20 protein-coding genes are annotated in these 21,637 nt (G+C 42.7%); 16 read left to right on the forward strand and 4 right to left on the reverse strand.

The window, feature by feature from the left end; translation table 11 throughout:
* Nucleotides 1-157: 157 nt before the first annotated feature.
* Nucleotides 158-1,756 carry a glycoside hydrolase family 43 protein gene (locus DXN04_RS27170; protein ID WP_116856557.1) on the forward strand — a complete coding sequence of 533 codons (1,599 nt, stop codon included), beginning with the start codon at nucleotides 158-160 and terminating at the stop codon, nucleotides 1,754-1,756.
* Between the two features lie 226 nt (nucleotides 1,757-1,982).
* Here the strand turns inward: DXN04_RS27170 and DXN04_RS27175 are convergent, their stop codons facing one another.
* On the reverse strand, nucleotides 1,983-3,242 hold the full coding sequence (locus tag DXN04_RS27175) for an amidohydrolase family protein (protein ID WP_116856558.1): 1,260 nt from the start codon (nucleotides 3,240-3,242) through the stop codon (nucleotides 1,983-1,985).
* A 762-nt stretch (nucleotides 3,243-4,004) separates the two neighbouring features.
* Between DXN04_RS27175 and DXN04_RS27185 the strand changes: the two genes are divergently transcribed.
* The 8 genes from DXN04_RS27185 to DXN04_RS27220 all read left to right on the forward strand — a co-directional run bounded on the left by DXN04_RS27185 (nucleotide 4,005) and on the right by DXN04_RS27220 (nucleotide 13,385).
* Nucleotides 4,005-4,388, forward strand: coding sequence for an ester cyclase (locus tag DXN04_RS27185; protein ID WP_116856560.1), 384 nt, complete (start codon nucleotides 4,005-4,007; stop codon nucleotides 4,386-4,388).
* Nucleotides 4,389-4,627: 239 nt separating this feature from the next.
* Nucleotides 4,628-5,590: a hypothetical protein gene (locus DXN04_RS27190; RefSeq protein ID WP_116856561.1), complete on the forward strand. Its 963-nt coding sequence runs from the start codon at nucleotides 4,628-4,630 to the stop codon at nucleotides 5,588-5,590.
* A 107-nt stretch (nucleotides 5,591-5,697) separates the two neighbouring features.
* A complete protein-coding gene (locus tag DXN04_RS27195) occupies nucleotides 5,698-6,810 on the forward strand; it encodes a tetratricopeptide repeat protein (protein WP_116856562.1) in 1,113 nt (370 codons plus the stop codon).
* A 645-nt stretch (nucleotides 6,811-7,455) separates the two neighbouring features.
* Nucleotides 7,456-10,578: a COR domain-containing protein gene (locus tag DXN04_RS27200; protein ID WP_116856563.1), complete on the forward strand. Its 3,123-nt coding sequence runs from the start codon at nucleotides 7,456-7,458 to the stop codon at nucleotides 10,576-10,578.
* A 177-nt stretch (nucleotides 10,579-10,755) separates the two neighbouring features.
* Entirely contained in the window at nucleotides 10,756-11,475 is a 720-nt protein-coding gene (locus DXN04_RS27205; protein WP_116856564.1) for a DUF4386 domain-containing protein, read from the forward strand.
* Nucleotides 11,476-11,496: 21 nt separating this feature from the next.
* A complete protein-coding gene (locus DXN04_RS35900) occupies nucleotides 11,497-11,913 on the forward strand; it encodes a DUF6326 family protein (RefSeq protein ID WP_394337848.1) in 417 nt (138 codons plus the stop codon).
* Between the two features lie 317 nt (nucleotides 11,914-12,230).
* Nucleotides 12,231-12,515 (forward strand): hypothetical protein, encoded by a 285-nt coding sequence (locus DXN04_RS27215; protein ID WP_116856566.1) that lies wholly within the window; start codon nucleotides 12,231-12,233, stop codon nucleotides 12,513-12,515.
* Nucleotides 12,516-12,812: 297 nt separating this feature from the next.
* On the forward strand, nucleotides 12,813-13,385 hold the full coding sequence (locus DXN04_RS27220) for a chemotaxis protein CheB (protein WP_116856567.1): 573 nt from the start codon (nucleotides 12,813-12,815) through the stop codon (nucleotides 13,383-13,385).
* Nucleotides 13,386-13,611: 226 nt separating this feature from the next.
* Here the strand turns inward: DXN04_RS27220 and DXN04_RS27225 are convergent, their stop codons facing one another.
* From DXN04_RS27225 to DXN04_RS27235, 3 genes are all read right to left on the reverse strand, one after another.
* Nucleotides 13,612-13,938, reverse strand: a complete 327-nt coding sequence (locus DXN04_RS27225) for a hypothetical protein (RefSeq protein ID WP_116856568.1) — start codon at nucleotides 13,936-13,938, stop codon at nucleotides 13,612-13,614.
* Nucleotides 13,928-14,335, reverse strand: coding sequence for a DUF4267 domain-containing protein (locus DXN04_RS27230; protein WP_116856569.1), 408 nt, complete (start codon nucleotides 14,333-14,335; stop codon nucleotides 13,928-13,930). The genes DXN04_RS27225 and DXN04_RS27230 overlap by 11 nt, the downstream gene beginning before the upstream one ends.
* A 69-nt stretch (nucleotides 14,336-14,404) precedes the next feature.
* Nucleotides 14,405-14,980: a Crp/Fnr family transcriptional regulator gene (locus DXN04_RS27235; RefSeq protein WP_116856570.1), complete on the reverse strand. Its 576-nt coding sequence runs from the start codon at nucleotides 14,978-14,980 to the stop codon at nucleotides 14,405-14,407.
* A 145-nt stretch (nucleotides 14,981-15,125) separates the two neighbouring features.
* Between DXN04_RS27235 and DXN04_RS27240 the strand changes: the two genes are divergently transcribed.
* The 7 genes from DXN04_RS27240 (at nucleotide 15,126) to DXN04_RS27270 (ending at nucleotide 21,597) form a co-directional block, all read left to right on the forward strand.
* On the forward strand, nucleotides 15,126-16,385 hold the full coding sequence (locus DXN04_RS27240) for a dihydroorotase (protein ID WP_116856571.1): 1,260 nt from the start codon (nucleotides 15,126-15,128) through the stop codon (nucleotides 16,383-16,385).
* 17 nt (nucleotides 16,386-16,402) lie between these two features.
* Complete coding sequence (locus DXN04_RS27245; protein ID WP_116856572.1) at nucleotides 16,403-16,933, forward strand: DUF4199 domain-containing protein; 531 nt, start codon at nucleotides 16,403-16,405, stop codon at nucleotides 16,931-16,933.
* Nucleotides 16,934-16,956: 23 nt separating this feature from the next.
* Nucleotides 16,957-17,904: a glycosyltransferase family 2 protein gene (locus tag DXN04_RS27250; RefSeq protein WP_116856573.1), complete on the forward strand. Its 948-nt coding sequence runs from the start codon at nucleotides 16,957-16,959 to the stop codon at nucleotides 17,902-17,904.
* Nucleotides 17,905-17,910: 6 nt separating this feature from the next.
* A complete protein-coding gene (locus DXN04_RS27255; protein WP_116856574.1) occupies nucleotides 17,911-19,041 on the forward strand; it encodes a glycosyltransferase in 1,131 nt (376 codons plus the stop codon).
* 158 nt (nucleotides 19,042-19,199) lie between these two features.
* On the forward strand, nucleotides 19,200-20,216 hold the full coding sequence (locus tag DXN04_RS27260) for a GHMP family kinase ATP-binding protein (RefSeq protein ID WP_116856575.1): 1,017 nt from the start codon (nucleotides 19,200-19,202) through the stop codon (nucleotides 20,214-20,216).
* A gap of 110 nt (nucleotides 20,217-20,326) precedes the next feature.
* The gene (locus DXN04_RS27265; RefSeq protein ID WP_116856576.1) at nucleotides 20,327-20,905 is read left to right on the forward strand and encodes a D-sedoheptulose-7-phosphate isomerase; all 579 of its coding nucleotides are present in this window, start codon (nucleotides 20,327-20,329) and stop codon (nucleotides 20,903-20,905) included.
* Nucleotides 20,902-21,597 (forward strand): nucleotidyltransferase family protein, encoded by a 696-nt coding sequence (locus DXN04_RS27270; protein ID WP_199415146.1) that lies wholly within the window; start codon nucleotides 20,902-20,904, stop codon nucleotides 21,595-21,597. The genes DXN04_RS27265 and DXN04_RS27270 overlap by 4 nt, the downstream gene beginning before the upstream one ends.
* Nucleotides 21,598-21,637 lie beyond the last annotated feature (40 nt).

The following is a 21,637-nucleotide window of genomic DNA, read 5'->3' on the forward strand; positions in this document are numbered from 1 at the left end:
CCTCAATTGGGACTTATACAGTTTATGAGATTGTGTCCAGGATTGATCGCCACATATAATGAATTATCCCTGTCCATTCATTGAATAATATTTATATTACAAAAACATTCACTTGAATTACCATTTGACATTACATGTTACAAAATAAAAAATTGTTATGAAAACCCAATTAAATCGCCTTGCCCGGTTAACACTCGCTATTGGAATTTTACATATTTCTAGTTTCCTGCCAATAAAGGCACAGCACGAAAAAGCACATAATCCTATCATCTATGCCGACGTACCGGATCTGTCAATAATACGGGTAGGCAATAACTATTATATGAGCAGTACAACTATGCACATGAGCCCTGGCCTGCCCATCATGAAATCGACTGATCTTGTAAACTGGAAATTGATTGGCTATGCTTACGACACGTTAGGCAATATGGATGAACTGAATCTCAGAAACGGCAAGAATACGTACGGCAGGGGTTCCTGGGCCAGTAGCCTGCGCTATCATAATGGCACATATTACGTCAGCACCTTTTCCCAAACCACAGGCAAAACCTATATCTATTCCACAAAAGACATAGAAAAGGGTGCCTGGAAAGGTGTTTCATTTAAGCCGATGATGCACGACCACTCGCTTTTTTTCGATGACGATGGCAAAGCATACCTGGTGTATGGTAGTGGTAAAATAAGGCTGGTAGAATTAAACAGCGAACTCACAGGTATTGCACCAGGTAGCGAACAGGTGATCATTGAAAACGCCAGTCTTCCCACCTCGCCTTCAGGTAGCAGGGAGGGCTTGCCGGCTGAGGGTTCACAATTATTCAAAATAAAGGGCAAATACTATCTTTTCAACATTACCTGGCCTGCTGGCGGACAGCGATCCGTAGTGATACACAGGGCAGATAAAATAACAGGTCCATGGGAAGGGAAAACAGCGCTCCAGGATAAAGGGGTAGCACAAGGCGGTCTTATAGATATGCCTGATGGCAGATGGTTCGCCTACCTGTTTAGGGACAACGGTGCCGTAGGACGCATACCTTACTTAGTTCCCGTAAAATGGGAAAACGGCTGGCCAGTACTGGGTGATGATGGAAAAGTACCCATGGCGCTGAATCTCACTGCCAATCAATCACTCTCTCCGGGCATTGTGGCATCCGATGAATTTAACCGTGGTTTACAAGATGCGTCCTTTCCTCTGGTTTGGCAATGGAACCATCAACCAGATAACGGGTTATGGTCACTGAAAGGACGGAAAGGGTTTTTACGCCTGACCACCGGAGTAGTGAACAGGGATTTCCTGCAGGCAAGGAACACCTTGACGCAGCGGACTTTTGGGCCTACATCTTCTGCCTGTACATCAATTGATGTCTCCAGGATGAAAGACGGTGATTTTGCCGGTCTATGCCTTTTGCAAAAGAATTTCGGACTGTTAGGCGTAAAAATTAATGGAACAAAGAGAACATTGGTTATGGTAAATGCCACAGGTGATAATCCTGAAGAAGTTGCCCAGATAGCGTTGAATAAAAGTACTATTTACCTGAAAGCAGATTGCAATTTTACCGACAGAAAAGATATTGCCAGGTTCTATTATAGTCTTGACGGTAAATCGTGGAATTCTATCGGTACACCATTGCAAATGAAGTATACCCTACCGCACTTTATGGGATATAGATTTGGTTTGTTCAACTATGCGACCAAAGAACCTGGAGGATATGCCGATTTTGATTATTTCCGTATTTCAGACGAGGTCATGGTAAAGTAATAAAGTCACTTCGGAGCTGAGTGGCCATTTCTTTTGCAGCATTATTAGCACCTATCTGTTTTTAGCAATGGCTATTGAAATATTTAATTCGACAAAAGATGTAAAAATACTTATGCGGAATCCTGTGTACAGTTGTCTAAACGGTACCTTTTGCAGTAAGAAGGGATTGAATCGTTCTTGATTGATGTAATTTCAATAGATTAAATATATTTTTTCTTGCTGACTGCTAATCTTCCGCTTTAACAACTGATTGATATTTGCTAACCTTGCCATCCTTCATTACAAAAAACACATTTTCCAAAACACTGATATCCGCCAATGGATTTCCTTTAACAGCAATAATGTCTGCAAAGCGCCCAACTTCAATAGCGCCTATTGAATTGTTTCCTATTAAATCAGCAGGATTAATGGTTGCAGCACGTAATACTTCAATATTAGTCATTCCGGATGCTACATAAGTTTTATACATTCCGGCGCTGATTTGACCTCGGGTTTTCCCTGGAAATTCATAATAAATGTCTGAACCTATTGCGATTCGCACACCTGCTTTTACAGCTCTTTTGATTCTTTCCTGATATCTCGTTACTCCAGGTACATCTGTGGGAACCAAAAAGATTTTCTTCCTGGCCATCGAGTTAAGCACAGTGTCTGAGACTGTATATGCGTGTTCGATAGAACTCACTCCTGCCTCAACTGCTATCATAGAAGGGCCATCGCCGTCAGTTGCATGTACAGCTATTGGCAAGTTAGCCCGCCTGGCTTCCGCTACGATAACTTTCATCTCCTCCAATGATAATCTGCGGGTGCCTACATTGGCTATAACTTTTATGCAATCAGCGCCATCATATATAGCTTGACGTACGGCCTTCCTGGCTTCTTCCGCACCACTAATTTGAACATACTCCTGGCTTATTAACTCTTGTGCAGCTGGTGTCACTGACTGAAACTGACCACCTACAGGGGAAAGTGCCCTGGTGGAAACAAACATACGTGGTCCGATTACATCTCCGCTATTAATTGCGTCTCTTAGTGCAATGTCGGCGTTGATGCCGGCATTACCCAAATCCCGCACAGAGGTAAAGCCAGCCTCCAGCATCTCACGTGCTAACCTTACGCCTAGTAATGCTCTTTTAGCAGGCCCGAGTTGAACCATCTCTAACAGCCTATTCGAGTTATCATCTCCATATTTTGCATAATATTGATGAAGTAAATGGGTATGAGCATCAATAAGCCCCGGCAAAAGTGTTACATCACCTAAAGCAATAATTTGTATACTATCAGGTATTTTCAGTTTAGAGCCTACTCCTGTAATCTTGTTATTTTCTATTAGAATAACTACGTCAGGAATTTCTTTTCCTGAACGAACATCAATCATTCGCTTTGCAGTGACAGCAGTCTTATCTGTGGGTTTTTGATTTTGAGCATTTACTAATAAAATTGATAATAAGACGAATGAAGTAGTTAAGGAAATTGTTTTCAGTTGCATTGAAACAGATTGTTGTTAACGTTTAAAGTAACAAATGTTTGATTGAATATTTTTCCAACTCCTCGTAGTATGCCATTAAAAGTCCCGTTTTTTGATTCTACATTTTGAAATGTCAGGATATTTATGTTGGAGTCACTTATTTTAAGATACAATGGGTTTTATTATACTCCTAAGCTGTTGTATCTCCATCAAATTAAAGGACGGGTTTATGATGTTTAGTTGCAAGTTATTCCTGTCTGTGCCTTCCTGCTGAAGGTAAGATTTTTTATTAGGCTATAGCAAATGCTTATAAAAAAACATAATTGCACTTTACTGAAGCTTATTGCATATGTCTGCTGTTGCAAATACGGAACTGGATTTTCTATCTTACCCTGGCAAACAGCATATTTGAAACTGTACGCTATTTCAAGAATAATATGATGAACCTGAATAGAAAACCGTTAACTTACTTTTGAATTACAGGAAGATTCCTGGTGGCAATTAAATAACTTTTCCCAAACGGTAACTTTGGGTGCAATTTCGACATAGGCTTTTACTTCTTTTCTGAACGCTTGCTATGCGCCGTATTTGTTGGATGGGTGAGTTGATAAAGAAATGGTACTTTATTTTTAATGTGGAGACAGTTACTGTCACAAACTCAAGCGGCGTTGAAAAAGGCGCAATCGAATGGACGGAAAGAAGGGAATCAGAAGCCGTATGGAGCGATTGGAATTATGAGCGACCGCCACAATCATTTTTTTATTGTCAGATAAAAATTGCAGAATGAATCCACTCTATTACATATATCGCGATTACCTGGAGTGTTTGAACCGGCAGGCATGGGACGAACTCAAGAATTTTATTTGTGACCGGGTGGTTTATAATAAACAGGAGATTGGATTGACGGGTTATCGGTCAATGCTGGAAGGGAATTTCCGGGACATCCCCGATCTTTACTTCAAGTCGGAATTACTGGTGGTCGACACCTCTTTTGTCGCCTGCAGATTTGAATTCGATTGTTCCCCGATCGGAATATTTATGGACCTGCCTGTTAACGGCCGTAGGGTCCAGTTCGCAGAAAATGTTTTCTATGAATTCAGTGATAACAAAATAAAGGAAGTCTGGTCTGTAATTGACAAGGCTTCCATTGAGAAACAACTTTCGTGAAGGAAGAGACATCGCATATATGCCTTCCTATTTTAGTCGTGGACTACCCCGGGACAAGCTTCGAACCGATATACCCTCCTACAGTAGAGCCTAGTAAGACACCGGCATCCGCATCAAAAACTTGCTGCATTGTAAATTATTTTGTAAAATTGTGATTGTCATTAAGATATACTAAAAGTAGATCAGTTACACCCCAATAGCTCGTATTTCTTTGTTTAACCATCTTTAATAATTAAAACGTGGATACCCCAAATCAACAATTGCCTATTGATCCAGGCAACGTAAACAATCATGACCAGCATTCTTCCATTGATCCCGGAACACAGACACAGCATGATACAGCCGGAAATGTCGCCGCCATTGGAGGTATAGCAGCGGGTGCCGCAGTAACGGGTGCCGCTATCGATGCTGCCTCTCATGCGCTACCTGGTTCCTCGCCATATATTGCCCCTGTATTGCAGGGGGCTGCTCAAATGGCGCACGACGGCGTATCGACTCCGACATCGTGGGGAGCGGATGGTACTATGGCTGGAAAATTAGCCTACGAAACTGCAAAAATCGCTGCACCGGATACGGTGGCGGCTGTAAAGGGAGCAGTTGTATCAGAGGGAAAAATCGCCCTTGAAGCCGTGGCTGCCGCAGGTAATGTAATAGCGGGAGCCGCTGAAAAAGTAATATTGGCTGGCGAAACTGCCCTGCCATATGTAGCAACAGCTTTGGAGGCGGGAGTGATTGCATTACCGGCGGTAATTGTAGCCGGAACCGTGCTTACCTCACCGCCGGCGGCACCTGAATTACCCACTAATATCGATCCGTCCTTCGGGGTAACGCATACGGATAATCAGTCGATCCAACCACATGCGCCTGCTCCTGAAGTGTCTGTAGATCCTGGTAAGGATGCACACGCACCAAATATGTCAGTAGATAATTCATCACACCAGGGAGGAAGTGATGGGCATAATTCCATTGATCCCGGCTCTCATGATCACCAGGCCTCCGCAAATCCCGGTACTCATGACCCGCATGCCTCGATAGATCCTGGATCCCATGATGCAAACCAATCTATCGACCTGCATATGTCTGTAGATCCTGGAGCTCATGAGCCCAATCAGTCCGTAGATCATCATTCCGGGAACGACCTTCAGTCACATGATACAAATATGTCTATCGACCCCAATATGTATGATGCCCACAGTCATTGATTCTTGAACACTTTCTTACACCCCCCCAAATAGTCTATCGATCCCAATATGTAGGATGCCCACAGTTATTGATTTTTAAACACTTTCATACAAAACCCCAAATAGTCATGAACACTTATGTCGATGAAGAATTAAAAAGTGCCAAAGCACTCATCAACAGTAAAGCCTTGAATGAAGCCACAGCAATTTTAAAATCCATCCTTGCTACTGACAAGACCAATTCTGAAGCCTATTATTTATATGGCTACATAGAGGTACTTTCCAACAATTATCCATTAGCAGTTTCTCTTTTTAAACTGGCGTTCGAGAATAATCCCCGTAATGCAAATGCGGCCTACTATATCGGGCTTTGTGAAGAGAAGCTGGGAATGCTGGCATCAGCTATGATGTACTATAAAAAAACGCTGGAAATCAATCCGGATCATGCGGCTGCACTCGGAAAGGTACCTGCTGCTACGAGCCGGCAAAGCCAACAAAACCAGCAACCTATGGCAGGTGCTAATGGACAGTATAACGGTGCTCAGTCACCTCAGCAAAACACCTGGGCAAACATACCACCTAGTGGTAATCAATCAATACAATACACACAAAATAATACGCTGGTAGAACGCCATACCTTTAAAAGCAGGTCATACCGGCCATACACCGGGCCTGTATCGGAATTCTATGAAAGACTTACACTCGACAAATCTTTTGAATCACAACATGCAGCACAGATCATTAAGGAAATAGAGGTGCAGGTGGTGCCTCGTTTCGTTGACTACTGGTTATCATTTATCAAAATATGGTTATTCCCTGTCGTTGTCCTCTTCGTATTAGGTATTCTGTCGGAAATTCCCCGGCTCCGGATTCGGTTTACAGATAGCGACATCGACATGATGGCATCCATTACTCTTCTTTACTGGGCAGTCGCCATTATCTACAAGATGATATTGATCAAACAAAATCGTTATTATTTTAGTAATGGTAACCTCACAATCAGGAAAGGACTTTTTTCTGTAAAGGTGAATAAGTATGAATTGTACAGGGTAGAAAACATTGAATGGGGGAGGGATATCCTGGGCAGGACATCTCTGATATTATCTATGATGCATCGTAGTTCCGCTATCAGGCTACGAGGCATGGGTAGAAGGTCGGATGCGGAATTTATGTGCAACCGTCTTACAGAGCTCGTACGCATCCTTAGGATGTACTCTTCTTTAAAAGGTGTAATCAACTGATCTGTTAAATAATACATTAAATAAAAACAAGCTGCCCCAAAATATGCAATGAGGGACTACCCATAAAAAAAGAGGTTGTATCAAAAGTAATCAGAAGGCATTTAGAATTCATAAACAAAAATTCTCTCCGTCAGGTACCCGAATTAAATTCCGGGAATTTTACATTTAGTACAACCTCTTTTTTTTCTTACTAAACGTTGTGTTTTGATAGTCCGGCGGATGAGAATGTGGTGAACAGGTGTGATAAGTTGGCCGCGCCGCCGGTGGTGTATGAGACGTTGTTTAATAGGGGGGTGAGGTGTTGGGGGATGAGGGGAGTTATGTGGATTATTATCCTGTGCGACATGAGGAGAGAAGTATGAATGAGGTGATTGCTTGACGTTGATATGTTACTAAAGGCGTTGTATTGCAATAATTTAGGAAAATTCCCGTATTGGCAAAATATTTTTAGAAGAATGCTATCCCTGTTTATATGCGAAAACTTAGCCTCAAAGTATCCTGCAGGAAGAATTTGACAAAGAATAAGACCGCACCACCACTTCCCCGGGATGTGGGCTTACTTGCCAGGATTTTTTCAAGTTATTGTTAATTGTTAAAAAGGAGTCCCGTTTATAGACGGGAGAAAAGGAGTCCCGAGATTACAATATGCCTGACGTACCAAACAACACACCGCGATTACTGGCAGCAGCCAAAGAGTTTAATATTGGAAAGGAAGCATTGATCGATTTCCTGTCCAATAAAGGCTATGATATGGATGGATTTGGTTCACCTCATGCTCGCCTTACCTCTGAGATGTATAAAGCACTGGAATCTGAATTTCAGCAAAATAGGGTTACCAGGCGCAAATTAGACCCAATAGCCCTGCCTAAAGGAAGCATATTAGATGCTATGAAGAGGAAGGAAAAAGAAGAAGCAGAAGCCGCCGCTAGAAAGAAAGAAGCAGCTGCCAAAGAAGAGCAGCCCATAGCCCCGGTAGCAGAGGTGTCAAAGCCTGAGTCTAAACCAGCACCTGAACTTAAGGTGGAACAGGCTAAGGTAGAGCCGAAGCCCGAATCAAAACCAGATAATATATCTGATTTAATAAAAGAAGGCGAAAAATTAAAACTGGAAATAGTTCAAAAAGATCATCATCTTAATATTCAAAATGTAGTTCAGGGTATACAGCAGCATGCAGAAGGTTTGATAGCAGGGATTCAACATGGGTTGATGATACATAAAAAGGAACAATACATTATACAAAAGAATGACGATCAAAATATAGCCCATATAGTAGCAAGTAGAATAGATGAATATATCCGCTCTGGAAGTGTAACCTTGGATTTGAGTTCTCTGGGGCTTCAGAAAATTCCTGAAGATATATTGGTCCTGGATAATTTGCGTGTATTGATAATTAGTCGTAATAAGATTGAAAAGTTAGCGCATTTACCACCGCAGATAGAGGTTTTATTTGCCGATTACAATGGTTTAACTACCCTGGAAAATCTCCCCGTTGGTTTGAAAGCCCTTTCTGTTTTGGCGAACCCTTTAAGTGAAATTAAAAATTTACCCCTTAGTTTAGAAGAGCTGATTGCCAGTCATACAAATCTTACCAGGTTTAATGAATTCCCAGCTTCATTGAGAAAGCTCAATTTGAGTTATAATAAAATACAAGAAATTAATATTCCTGGTCATTTATTAAGTTTAGACATTAGTAATAATCAGATAGGATCCATTGGACAAATTGAAGGATGGGAGGAGTTGGGTGAATTAATGATTGCTAATAATCCCATACAAGATTTACCTGAACATATCATTGGAGAAGAAGACGATTATAACTGTATCAATTCCCTGAGAAACTGGATGAATGAGCTGGAACGTAAGAGTGAAAAAAATACCTATATAAAGCTTATTCTATTAGGCAACAGCAATGTTGGGAAAAGTAGCATCATCAGGGCGCTGAAGAAACTACCCTATGATAAAGATATTGTCTCTACGCATGGCATCAGCATTGATACATTAACTTTTAGTGATCCGGAGCAGCCTGTATATCTGCAGATCTGGGACCTGGGCGGACAGGAAATATATTATGGTACTCACCGTATGTTTATGATGTCCCAGTCAGTACAGCTGCTTGTCTTTGATGCCATTACAGAGGCAACATCTGTTTCTCCTGACAGGCTCCTGGACTCAGAGACTGTAAGAAATATCAAGTTGCCATTTTATATCAACCGTGTACAGGAATTAAGTCCTAATAGTAAAATTGTCATTGTACAAAATAAAATAGAAGAAGATGATACCATACCTGAATACCTGAGTGAATATAGACTCAAAAATAAAATTCGCCAGGTGAGTGTATCGAATAATCTGTCTATCAGAACACTATCCGCAGAGATACATGATGCAGCTACTGAGCTGGGTATTTATGGCATACCAGTGCCTTTTTACTGGGAAAAGGTAAGACGGTATTTTAGTAATAATCTGAAAAAACCGGAACAAGATCGTTTACGCATTATTGATAAAAGCGAGTTTAGGGATATTTGTAAACAGGCAAAGGTATTGGTTGAGGGAATTGATGATTTATTGGAACATCTGCATAACATCGGAGCATTATACTACAGGAAGGAACTTGGTGAGAATATTATTGTCGACCAGGTATGGGCTTTAAAAGCTATTTATAAAATATTTGACAGGAATAGTCAGTTTTATTATGAAATGCGCAATGTGTATTATGGTAAATGTACACTTAGAACGCTGTTTGATGACTTTGATAGAACTGAAAACAATTATTCGATAGAAGATAAATGGATCTTTTTAAAGTATATGCAAAGTTGTGGATTGTGCTTTTCGATTAAGCAGGATGACAGTGAAGAGGAGACTTTGGATACATTCTTTGTATTCCCTGAGTTCTTACCTTCTGTTAAGCCCAACTTTGTAAAACTCTGGGACCTGAAGCAATCAAAACGCCAGGTGTTGAAAAAGCAGTTTAAATTTCTTCCGTATTATCCATTGCATAAGTTCATCAGCAGATTTGGCAACAAGACTATGCATAACTACCTGTGGAGAAATGGTATTTTAATTTGCTTAAATAATGAAACTTTTGATGGCTTTTTAGTGGAAGCTGATTTTGAAAAACATACTATTCAAATTACGATGGATGATGCGGTGGAAGAGTGGCAACAGGCTATTATCGCTCAGCTGCAAATAGGAAAAGAGATAGTTGGGGAAGAATGGGAAGTGGTGCAAGGGCATGCAAATTTAGTTCCATCGGGGCAGAAAACAGCTGCTGAATTGTTAGAGATAAAAAACGTTGTACAGGATAGTGTATATGAAGGGTTGACCCCGCCGCCCAAACCGAGGGTCGTCATATCCTACGCAGAAGAAGATAAAGCAGAATTAGATTTGCTTGTTAATTATTTAGATGCTTATAAGGTAGATCACTGGTATGACGGTAAATTGTCTAATCGGGCAGATTGGGATGATGAAATCAGCCATGAATTTGAAAATGCGGATGGATATATCATTCTTTTAAGTGCTGACTATATGCATAGCCGGAAGAAGTATATACAAGAAAAGGAAGTACCAATCATACTCAAACGTATGATGGATCAGAAGAAGTTTTGCACCATATTGACAGTGAAGAGCTTCTCTTTGAATAATGCTATACATGGGGATATTTGTAAAATTCCTCCCTATAAAAAAGGAAGGGTTTTGCCGGCAATCAGTAATAAGAGCGAATCGACGTCGTTTATGAATGAATTTGTATTGAAAGAGGTCTTAAAGAAATTATAGTAAAGCCAGCTCAAAACACCAGGAAACTAATCGAAATTGGTTTTTAAGGTGTACGTGTAAGAAAATGTCGAATTTTTTCTTAATTTACCGCTTATCAGTAATGTGCACAGTTTATACCTCCTGCTTTATTGTAACAATTTTATACCAAATATCGCCAAAATCAAGACCCGAACAACAATGGATACAAGAAAGAGCATAGCAAGGTTGGCTGGTTTCCTATACCTAATTGTGGTGTTGTGTGGAACCCTTTATTTGCAGTACATCCCTTCAAAAATTAAACTTAAGGGTGATCCTTCAACTGTTCTTCCCCGCCTGGTTAACGGCGAATTTTTGTTTAGAGCTGGTATTGTATGTGAAATAATTTGCTGGGTTGCATTTATAATATTACCTATTATTTTATACAAATTATTTAAACCTGTTAATGACACTTTTGCCAAACTGATGGTTGCTTTTGCGGTGGTTCAGGTTCCTATTGCCTTTGTGAATTTGTTAAACAAATTTGCCGTTCTTTCCCTTATCAGCGGATCTGCTGATCTCAATGTATTACCGACTGACCATTTGTCCGCTCAGATATTGTTTTATCTGAATTTATACCGGCAAGGTAATTTTATTAACCAAATATTCTGGGGCCTTTGGTTATTCCCGTTTGGCTATTTAGTATTTAGGTCGGGTTTTATGCCTAAAATTTTAGGCCTCCTTTTGATGGCGGGGTGCTTTGGCTATTTAACAGATTTTTTTGGAAGCTTTCTTTTTCCCGAATTTGATAAAACAATAATTTCAAACTATATAACATTGCCCGCCAGCTTAGGCGAAATAGGAATTTGCCTGTGGTTAATGATTATAGGAATAAAGTACAAAAAAATACCACTCACTCCATCTTCAGCCGCTACCAATTGAACATAAACACTGAAAAATATGATGCTAGAGAATGTTAGAATAGACGTAAAAATTAAACTTTCCGCTTTGTGGATTTCGCTCATGTTCTGTTATATCTATGGCGACTTCTTTACATTATTTGTCCCGGGCCGGATCAAGGGTTTGATGAACGGACAGTCCGGGGCAGGCCCAATTACCCCCTGGGTATTGCTTGCATATGCAGTACTATTGTCAATACCTCCGCTAATGATATTTTTATCATTAATCCTAAAACCGAAAGTAAACCGTATTATCAATATAGTCGCCGGTATTTTCTTTACAGTAGTTATGCTATTGGTGGTTTGCACTTCTATCGATAAATGGATGATCTTTTATATCTATTTGGGTGTTATCGAAATAATTATTACTTCTTTAATAGTATTTCATGCGTGGCGTTGGCCCAAAGCCATTGTCACATAGGCAGTAGCCAGGTACGATAACAAAAGGTTAGCCGAATGACTGAATTCAGCCCTATTATAAATAATGTGTTGCGGTTTATACCATTAACTGAAGAAGAAGAATAAATCTTCAGGTCCTTGCCACGCATTCAAAAGGCCAGGAAAAAGCAGTTTATCGTTCAGCCTGAATTTATCTGCCAGTGCAGAACGAGGATAATCAATGGTACTTTACGTTCTTATTTTATAACTTATTTTTAATTGACTGTACTTATTTCTGGTGACACCAGCATATGATCCATGTCATTTCAATACAATCTAGCCTAAATTAAATATCTAAATATGGATCAATTTAAAAGCCAATTTGAAGAACGCCCAATTATTCGCGATGGCCTTATTTTATATAAAAAGAATGACATTTTAGACATTATTGAACATTGTCGAAATTACAATATCGCGATCTTCTGGATAGACGCATTTTACCTAACAGAAACCAGCATTCAGCCAAGCATAGAGAATAGCATAAATTACTCTTCGACTAATAAGAATTACCATGACTATGATGGTGCCCTAAAATTTATCGCTGAAAGGGAAGAGTATCTTTTCTTTGAAATAGTTTGCGAATAAGTGTAAACACCCTATAATAAATAAACTGCTTACCGGATGGATCAACGACCCCCGCTACTATCATCACCGGTTTCGGATCCGGTCCTGCTGCATTAGATAATAAGCCCTGCTGACCCCCCCCTGAGCAATTAACTACCCGCTCATACCCCATATTGTTGCCCTTTAGTATGCACATATAATTAAAAACCAACTTTGTTCATATCAAAGATCCGCTGTCATAAAGGATTTTAATCCCATCCACCCCAATCAGTACTTTGGAGACAGATTTGCAACACACTCCTACATTAATACTCTCCTATGGCATTTAATTATAAAGTAGTAGCCTTTGGCGCATCCGCTGGCAGTATTGAACCACTGGGCCATATTTTAAGGGAACTCCCAACTACTATTCATGCTGCATTAATTGTCGTGCAGCACCTCTCCAGCACATACCCCTCCAAATTGGATTCAATTCTAAAATCTTACACCACGCTACCTGTAATAAAGGTGAACCATAATTTTACTATTGAACCCGGTAAGGTTTACGTAATCGCTGAAGGGAAATTTATGAGAATCGTTAATGATGAATTGGTCGTTCGTGATCGGACTGAGGAAGAACAAAAGTTGAATAAGGCCATTGATATATTCTTTTCATCCCTGGCAGCTGCAGCCGGAGATCATTGTATGGGAGTAATCTTGTCCGGTGGGGGAGGATTCGATGGGATTGTTGGTGCTGTTGAAGTCGAGAAGGCGGGAGGATTGATTGTCGTGCAGGATCCATATACGGCAGAGCAACCTATTCTGCCCAAAGCCCTTATTGCAAATGATCATCCTGATTACGTATTAGCACCACATGAAATTGCAAAGAAAATAATTGAATATTGTAAATAATCTAATGAAGCTGAATGCAAGTAATTGCATTATCCCTTTTCACTTTTCCATTGCGTCTTTAATTGCTTGTAAGTACTATTGTTCTTCCCTGACATATCAGCACCACAAAATCGCCTGTAAGCAGGGATGCTTTGAACATAGAATTAAATCCTTAAGTCAATGTTCCGGCCCCCAAATGGCCGACCTAACAAGGTACGTCGCCACGGAACCGGAACATGATAAATAATTAATGAAAGATAGCGATACACCCCGCCAGCAATGTTAACCCTATTAAACTGTAATAGGCTGTTGTAGTCAACTCTTTCTTCTCAAAGAATATATAGATCACCGTTACAACCAGGAATGCCGCTGTTTTCGGAACGACTTTGTAATAATTAACATTCGGATAGATCATCATCACCATCAATATGCCTGTGAGCAGTATAATCATTCCCAATATAAACCCGGCTTTACTACGGGGGCCTTTCCCCTTTACCGGCCATAGAAGAGCGAGGTAACCGACATAGAAGGCAAATGCAATGAAATGGATTAATAACAAAATACTAAACAGCATATGACACAGGTTTTTTGGTGGTTGACAAATAATATGCACCTACTGTCAGGCAAATTAGAATGGCTGTAAGATGAGAATAGATCGCCCATCCGGGATGATCCGGCGTATGAAGTACCAGCATGAAATCGTTTACAGGTATAATACTCATACAGAGCATGAGCCATCCCAGGCTCCTGTATTCTTTATTGAAGAGAAGTGCCAGCGTTAATAAGCCGGTAGCCAAATCACGAATCCCCTTGATGTAGTGAAACTCCAGGTGATTGGTGATACCCGTATGAATGCCGAATGCAGCTTCTGCCGCAAGCGGACTAAGAAAAAATCTTAGGCCAATAAAGACCATGAAAGCGCCTGTAACAAGCGAAATAAAATAAGCAGTTTTCTGAGATCCTGTTTTCATATTATCATGTTTTTGATAACACAAAACTAGGTCGCCCAAAATGCCTGTTCGTTCACCCAGGTTAATAAATTACCTGCTGAGTCTTTTCCGGATCCGGCTGAGTGATGGCGGCTTTACGCCTACATAGGAAGAGATGTAGTATTGTGGTAACCTTGGCAGGAGGGAGGTATAGGCATCCAGGAATTGCAGGTAGCGTTGTTCCGGTTGATTGATGTACATCGTGCTTACTTTTTTGATAGTCTGTACGTATAAGAATTCGCAGATCAGTCTTCCAAACTTCTGGCCCTCGGCAAGGTGAGTATAAAAAGTCTGCAGGTCATCGTAGGAGATCACAAGGATCGTACTGGGTTCTATACACTGGATGCCTGTGCCAGAGGGTGATTTGTCAAGAAAACTGGCATAGTTGCAGGTATATTCCAGTTCTTTATTAAAATCTACGGTTAACTCTTCTCCATTTTCCTTGCTTATTACATACCTGACCAGCCCCTCCGCAATGAATCCGGCCTCCCTGCATACCTGTCCTTCCCGCAGGAAATAGTCGTTCTTCTTATATGTCCGGGGAATGAATTTTTCTTTTATCCATTCTTTTTCTTCTTCTGAGACATGGATCAGAGAGGATATACTGTTGATGAGGGCTTCGTGCATGAAATATTGAATTGTATGCCAAGATAATAAATATTGTGACGACACCCGGATGGCCTTTTTTATCCCCCACTGCACTCCTTACCCCGAAATTCTATTACTTTTGTCCCCGGTATTTCCAGAAAGGTTTAGACTCAGTTAGTATAGCATGCATATATTACTCAAAAACGTACAAATCATCGCTCCTGGTGCGCCAAATCACGGCCAGCAGCAGGACATTTTAATCGAAAATGGCGTCATCAGCCAGATTGGAAACAACATTTCCGCGGCAAACGCCCGGATCGTTGAAGGCAGTAATCTCCACGCCTCTCCAGGATGGACCGATGTATTCGCTCACTTTTCTGATCCCGGTCAGGAATACAAGGAAGACCTTCAAAGTGGGGCAGCTGCAGCGGCAAAAGGTGGATATACCACTGTACTCATCGTACCTAATACCCAGCCTGCGCTGCACACAAAACCACAGATCGAGTACGTCATCAGCCGTACCCGGCACACTGGTGTACAGGTACTGCCGATTGGCGCTGTCACCAAAAACATTGAAGGCACTTCACTGGCAGAGATGTACGAAATGCGGGAAGCCGGTGCAGTGGCCTTCTCCGATGGCCTGAAGCCGATCCAGAGCCCGGGCATTATGCTCAAAGCCCTCCAGTACGTGAAAGCCGTAGACGGCACTATCATACAACTGCCTGATGACCTGAGTATCTCTGCTCATGGCCTCATGAATGAAGGTATCTATAGCACCCAGCTGGGGATGGCTGGCAAACCAGCCATTGCCGAAGAGCTGATTATTCAGCGCGACCTGGAACTGGCAGCGTATACCGATTCAAAAATTCACTTCACGGGGGTAAGCACGGCGAAAGCCATCCAGCTCATTGCTGAGGCAAAGAAAAAAGGTATAAAGGTGACCTGCTCTGTGACTCCTTACCACCTGAGCCTCAGTGATAACCAGCTTGAAACCTACGATTCTAACCTGAAGGTGAACCCGCCGCTCCGCAGCAAGGAAGATGTAAAAGCCCTGCAGCAGGCGGTAAAAGATGGACTGGTCGACTGCTTTGCCACCCACCACCTGCCACAGGACTGGGATGCCAAAGTGCTTGAATTTGAATATGCTAAGAATGGGATGATTGGCCTGGAGAGTGCTTTTGGGGTACTGCGCCAGTACCTGCCGGAAGTGCCGCTGGAAAAACTGGTAGACATGCTGGCGATCCAGCCAAGGAAGATCTTTAACCTGCCGGCGCATGGGCTGACAGTGGGAGCAGTGGCGAATATCACCATTTTTGATCCTGAGGAGGAGTGGACGCTGACACCGGCACATCTGGCGAGCAGGTCCAAAAATTCGGCGTATCTTGGCACCCGGTTGAAGGGTTCGGTAAAAGGAATCATTAATGGCACCAATGCCCAACTTTAATAAATGTCATTTTGAGTATGAGTAATGCATCTTCTCCCAACCAGGGCGTTAAGTGGGGTTTAATAGCCGGATTAGCCGGCATTGTAGCCGGGCTGATCTTCTATTTCACCAACCCGATTAAGCTGCAAAGCCTCCTTTTCGGAGGTATTGAACTGGCAGCTACCGCCGTGTGTGCGCTCCTGGCAGGCTTGGAACGCAGAAAAGCCTTTGGGGGAAAAATAGATTTTAAGACCGTCCTGCAGCCTGTTTTTACGACTTTCGTGATATCCTTGCTGATTGGGGTCATTTTTACCTATGTCATGTTCAATTTTATAGATCCTTCCCTGGTAGAACAGATGAAACAGGCGCATATCGCGGATGTGAGGGAGATGAAAAACCTTTATAAAGCATTGGGTTACTCTGAATCCGATTATAACAGGGAACTGAAAGAGGCAGAAACAGGTGAATATGGCGTGACAATTGCAGGCAGTGTCATAAATTATCTGCAAAAGCTGATTAAATCATTCATCCTTTCCGCGATACTTTCCCTGATCGTTCGCAGAAAGTAACCATTAACACATAGTAACTTAAGATGGATATTTCCGTAATCGTTCCCTTAAAAAACGAAGATGAATCACTGCCGGAACTGGCAGCATGGATAGACCGTGTCATGAAGGAGAACCAGTTTTCCTATGAAGTGTGGATGGTAGATGATGGTAGTACTGATAATTCCTGGGAGGTAATCCAAAACCTGGCAGCTGCCAATGCTAGCATTAAAGGCATCAAATTTCAGCGTAACTATGGCAAATCGGCTGCCCTCAACGAAGGCTTCAAGATGGCCAAAGGGGATGTGATCATCACCATGGACGCGGATCTGCAGGATAGCCCGGACGAGATTCCGGAGCTGTACAGCATGATCAAAAACGATGGTTTCGACATCGTGAGCGGCTGGAAGAAGAAACGCTATGACAGTGCCCTGACCAAGAACCTGCCTTCTAAATTATACAACTGGACCACTACCAGGATGAGTGGGGTGAAGCTGCACGATATGAATTGCGGCCTGAAATCCTACCGTAAAAAAGTGGTGAAGAGCATTGAAGTATACGGTGAAATGCACCGTTACATCCCTGTTATTGCAAAATGGAATGGTTTCCGCAATATCGGGGAAAAGGTAGTTGAGCACCGCGCCCGTAAATACGGCGTATCCAAGTTCGGCCTGGAGCGTTTTATCAATGGTTTCCTGGACCTGGCTACCATCATGTTCATCGGGAAGTTCGGTAAGCGCCCCATGCACCTCTTTGGAGCCCTGGGTACCCTGTTCTTTATGATCGGTTTCGTGATCGCCGCCTATCTTGGGTATGAGAAGCTTTTTCATGATGTCTATAAAATGACAGATCGCCCTATCTTCTTCCTGGCACTGCTGGCTATGATCATCGGATCCCAGCTGTTCCTGGCCGGTTTCATCGGGGAACTGGTAACCAGGAATGCCGTTGAAAGAAACGATTACCTTGTGGAAACTACTCTTGACCGAACGAAATAATTGCTAATGGGAAGAAAGAAGATACTTATCCTGGGACCCGCCTGGCCTTATCGTGGAGGCCTCGCCGCCTACAATGAAAGACTGGCTGAAGAACTGCAAAAGGATGCAGACGTAGAGATCTGGACCTTTACCCTGCAATATCCAAAATTCCTTTTTCCCGGCAAGAGTCAATATGCTACAGAACCTGCGCCACCTCACCTGAAGATCTCCCGCAGGATTAATTCTATCAATCCGCTGAACTGGTTGAAACTGGGCAGGCAGATCCGCAAAATGAAGCCGGACCTGATCATTGCCAAGTACTGGTTGCCACTGATGGGCCCTGCATTGGGTTCCCTGATTCGCCTGGGTAAAAGAGGCAATACGAAAGCCTTCTCTATCCTGGATAATGTGGTTCCGCATGAAAAGCGGCCAGGAGATGTGGCCTTTACCAAATATTTCCTGAAACCGGTGGATGCATTCATTGCAATGAGTCAGTCGGTATTGGATGATCTCAAGGTCTTTGAACCCAATAAGCCAGTATCACTGATCCCTCATCCGATTTATGATAACTATGGTACGCCGATTTCCAAAGCGGCTGCCAGGGCGGTCTTGAAACTGGATGCGGGAAAGAAATATATTCTCTTCTTTGGGTTTATCCGCCAGTATAAAGGCCTGGATCTGCTCTTGCAGGCAATGGCTGATGAGCGCCTGAAGCAGTTGGATGTACACCTGGTTGTAGCAGGGGAGTATTATGAAGATCCGGTGCCGTATAATGAGTTGCTGGCGAAGTTGCAGCTCGGGGACCGGGTGTTGATGCACACGGATTTTATTCCGAACGATGCAGTTAAAAATTATTTCTGTGCGGCCGATCTGGTCGTACAGCCTTATAAGAGCGCGACGCAGAGTGGAATTTCACAGATTGCCTACCACTTTGAAAAGCCGATGGTAGTGACGAGGGTAGGAGGTTTGCTGGAAATGGTGCCTGATAATGTGGTGGGATTTCAATGTGAACCGGAGCCGGCGGATATAGCGGCGAAGATTGAGCAGTATTATGTTGAGAACAGGGAGGCAGATATGACGGCCGCCGTTCATGTAGAGAAGGAGAAGTATTCGTGGGACAGGCTGGCGAAGGAGATCCTGCGGCTGACGGGATTGTAAAGCCGCATTTTCTCAACTGGCGATTTTTTTAAAGCAATTCTCCTGTTACAGGCTGGCAATCAAAATCATCCACCTGAAAGAATTCTCAGATATTTTAACGGTTTTTTAAATGTTCCCCCGCAGGAATCATTTATCTTGCCGGTCCATATTACTTAAACATGATCTATCGTAGTAAAGCACCATTACGCCTGGGACTGGCAGGCGGTGGTACCGATGTAAGTCCATATTCTGATATGTTTGGTGGCGCTATTCTCAATGCGACCATCTCGTTATACGCCAGGGCAGCTATCGAGCCCATTGCTGAGAACAAAGTTATCTTTGAATCGGCAGACAGGAAGGAACAACTGGAATGCGAAGCCGTATTCCCACTTACCTGCGATGGTAAACTGGATATTCTGAAAGGAGTCATTAATCGTGTTGCTAAAGACTATGGTATTCCTTCGGGTTTTAAGCTGACAACATTTGTAGACGCACCGGCGGGTTCCGGCCTGGGTACATCTTCTACCCTGGTAGTAGCGGTGCTGGGAGCCTTTGCCGAGTGGCTGAAACTGCCCCTGGGTGAGTATGATATGGCACACCTTGCTTACTGCATTGAAAGAGAGGATTTGCAACAGGCCGGGGGGAAACAGGATCAGTATGCAGCTACATTTGGGGGGGTGAACTTCATGGAGTTTTACGGTGATAAAGTAATTGTAAATCCGCTGCGTATAAAGGATAAATACCTGGATGAACTGGAAAACAACCTGGTTTTGTATTATACGTCTACCAGCCGTTTGTCCAGCAGCATTATATCTGAACAGCAGAAGAATGTGACGGAGAAAAAAGAGGCGAGTATTGAAGCCATGCACCACCTGAAAGAGCAGGCGGTGATGATGAAGGAGGCTTTGCTGAAGGGAACGATCGATAAAATTGGAGAGATCCTTGATTATGGTTTTCAGCATAAGAAAAACATGGCAAAAGGGATTTCGAATTCCCAGTTAGATGAGATTTATGAAGCAGCTAAACGTGCGGGAGCTTCCGGAGGGAAGATATCTGGTGCCGGTGGCGGTGGATTTATGACATTTTATTGTCCGGGGAATACCCGGTATGCAGTGGTGGATGCACTGAATGCATTTGGCGGACAGGTGAAAAGGTATCATTTTACGCATCAGGGCGTGAATACCTGGACGATTTAAGGTGGGATTGGATTCATTAGGAATTTAATGCAGGGAGTGGAACCTGGACGACCCATTTCCGATTATGAGAGCCGGGAAGTGAAAATTCCGGTTATTTAAAAGCAGCAGCAATGACAGAAAAAATTATTAAAACAATTCAGGAAAGCATCGCAGTAAAAGAAGCGATTATAAAGGACGAAGAATTAGTGAGAAACATTGCACAGGTAGCAAGCGTGATCACTGCCTGCTTTCAACAAAACCATAAAGTATTATTCGCAGGAAATGGCGGTAGTGCTGCCGATGCGCAACACCTGGCTGCAGAATTTTCCGGCCGTTTTTATAAAGACAGATCACCCCTGTATGCCGAAGCATTACATTGCAACACCTCATTCCTGACGGCCGTTGGGAACGACTATGGTTACAATGAAGTATATGCCCGTATGCTGCGCGGCATCGGCCAGGCTGGCGATGTGTTTGTCGGTATTTCTACCTCAGGTAATTCTGCCAATATCCTGGAAGCCATCAAGGTGGCAAAAGCAAAAGGAATGACTGTTGTAAGTATGACTGGTATGTCTGGCGGTAAAATGAAAGATGGCAGCGACATCCTGCTGAATGTACCTTCTTCTGATACACCCCGCATCCAGGAGTCGCATATTACTATCGGTCATATCATTTGTGAAATCGTAGAAAATAACCTGTTTGGATCATGATTACAGAATGTATTGTATTAGCAGGAGGGCTGGGTACCCGTTTACGTAGTGTAGTTGCTGATAAGCCTAAATGCATGGCTCCTGTGGGCGATGTTCCTTTTATAGATTATCTGTTGCGCTACCTGCTGAAGGAAGGTATGACGCATGTCGTATTATCTTTGGGCCACCTGTCAGAACAGGTGATAGCATACATTGAATCCAATGAATGGACGATGAAGGTCGATTTCGTGATTGAAGAAGAACCGCTGGGTACCGGTGGCGCGATCATGAATGCATTGGAAGAGCTGGAGGAAGATGAATTCTTCATTATGAACGGAGATACGCTGTTCAATGTAGACCTGTTTGATTATTCAAACTGGCACCAGGAAAAGGGAAGCAAGCTATCCCTGGCCCTGAAGCCAATGCAGCAATTTGATCGTTACGGCAGCGTAAAGCTGGATGAAAATAGCAGGATCACGGCCTTCCTGGAAAAGCAGTATTGTGATGAAGGATTGATCAATGGCGGGATTTATGTGGCGAACAGGGAGTACCTGGAGGGATTAGGATTGCCTAAGAAATTCTCTTTTGAAAAGGATGTATTGGAAGCACAGGTCAGGAATGGAGAAGTGTACGGGTTTGAGAGTGATTCCTATTTTATAGATATTGGTGTACCTGCTGATTATGAGCGTGCGCAGCAGGAGCTGGCAGGATAGCGGAGGGTACTGATATAAGAAGGACTTGTTGTTAGCAGCA

It is taken from the genome of Chitinophaga silvisoli, assembly GCF_003412465.1.
GTDB lineage: Bacteria > Bacteroidota > Bacteroidia > Chitinophagales > Chitinophagaceae > Chitinophaga > Chitinophaga silvisoli.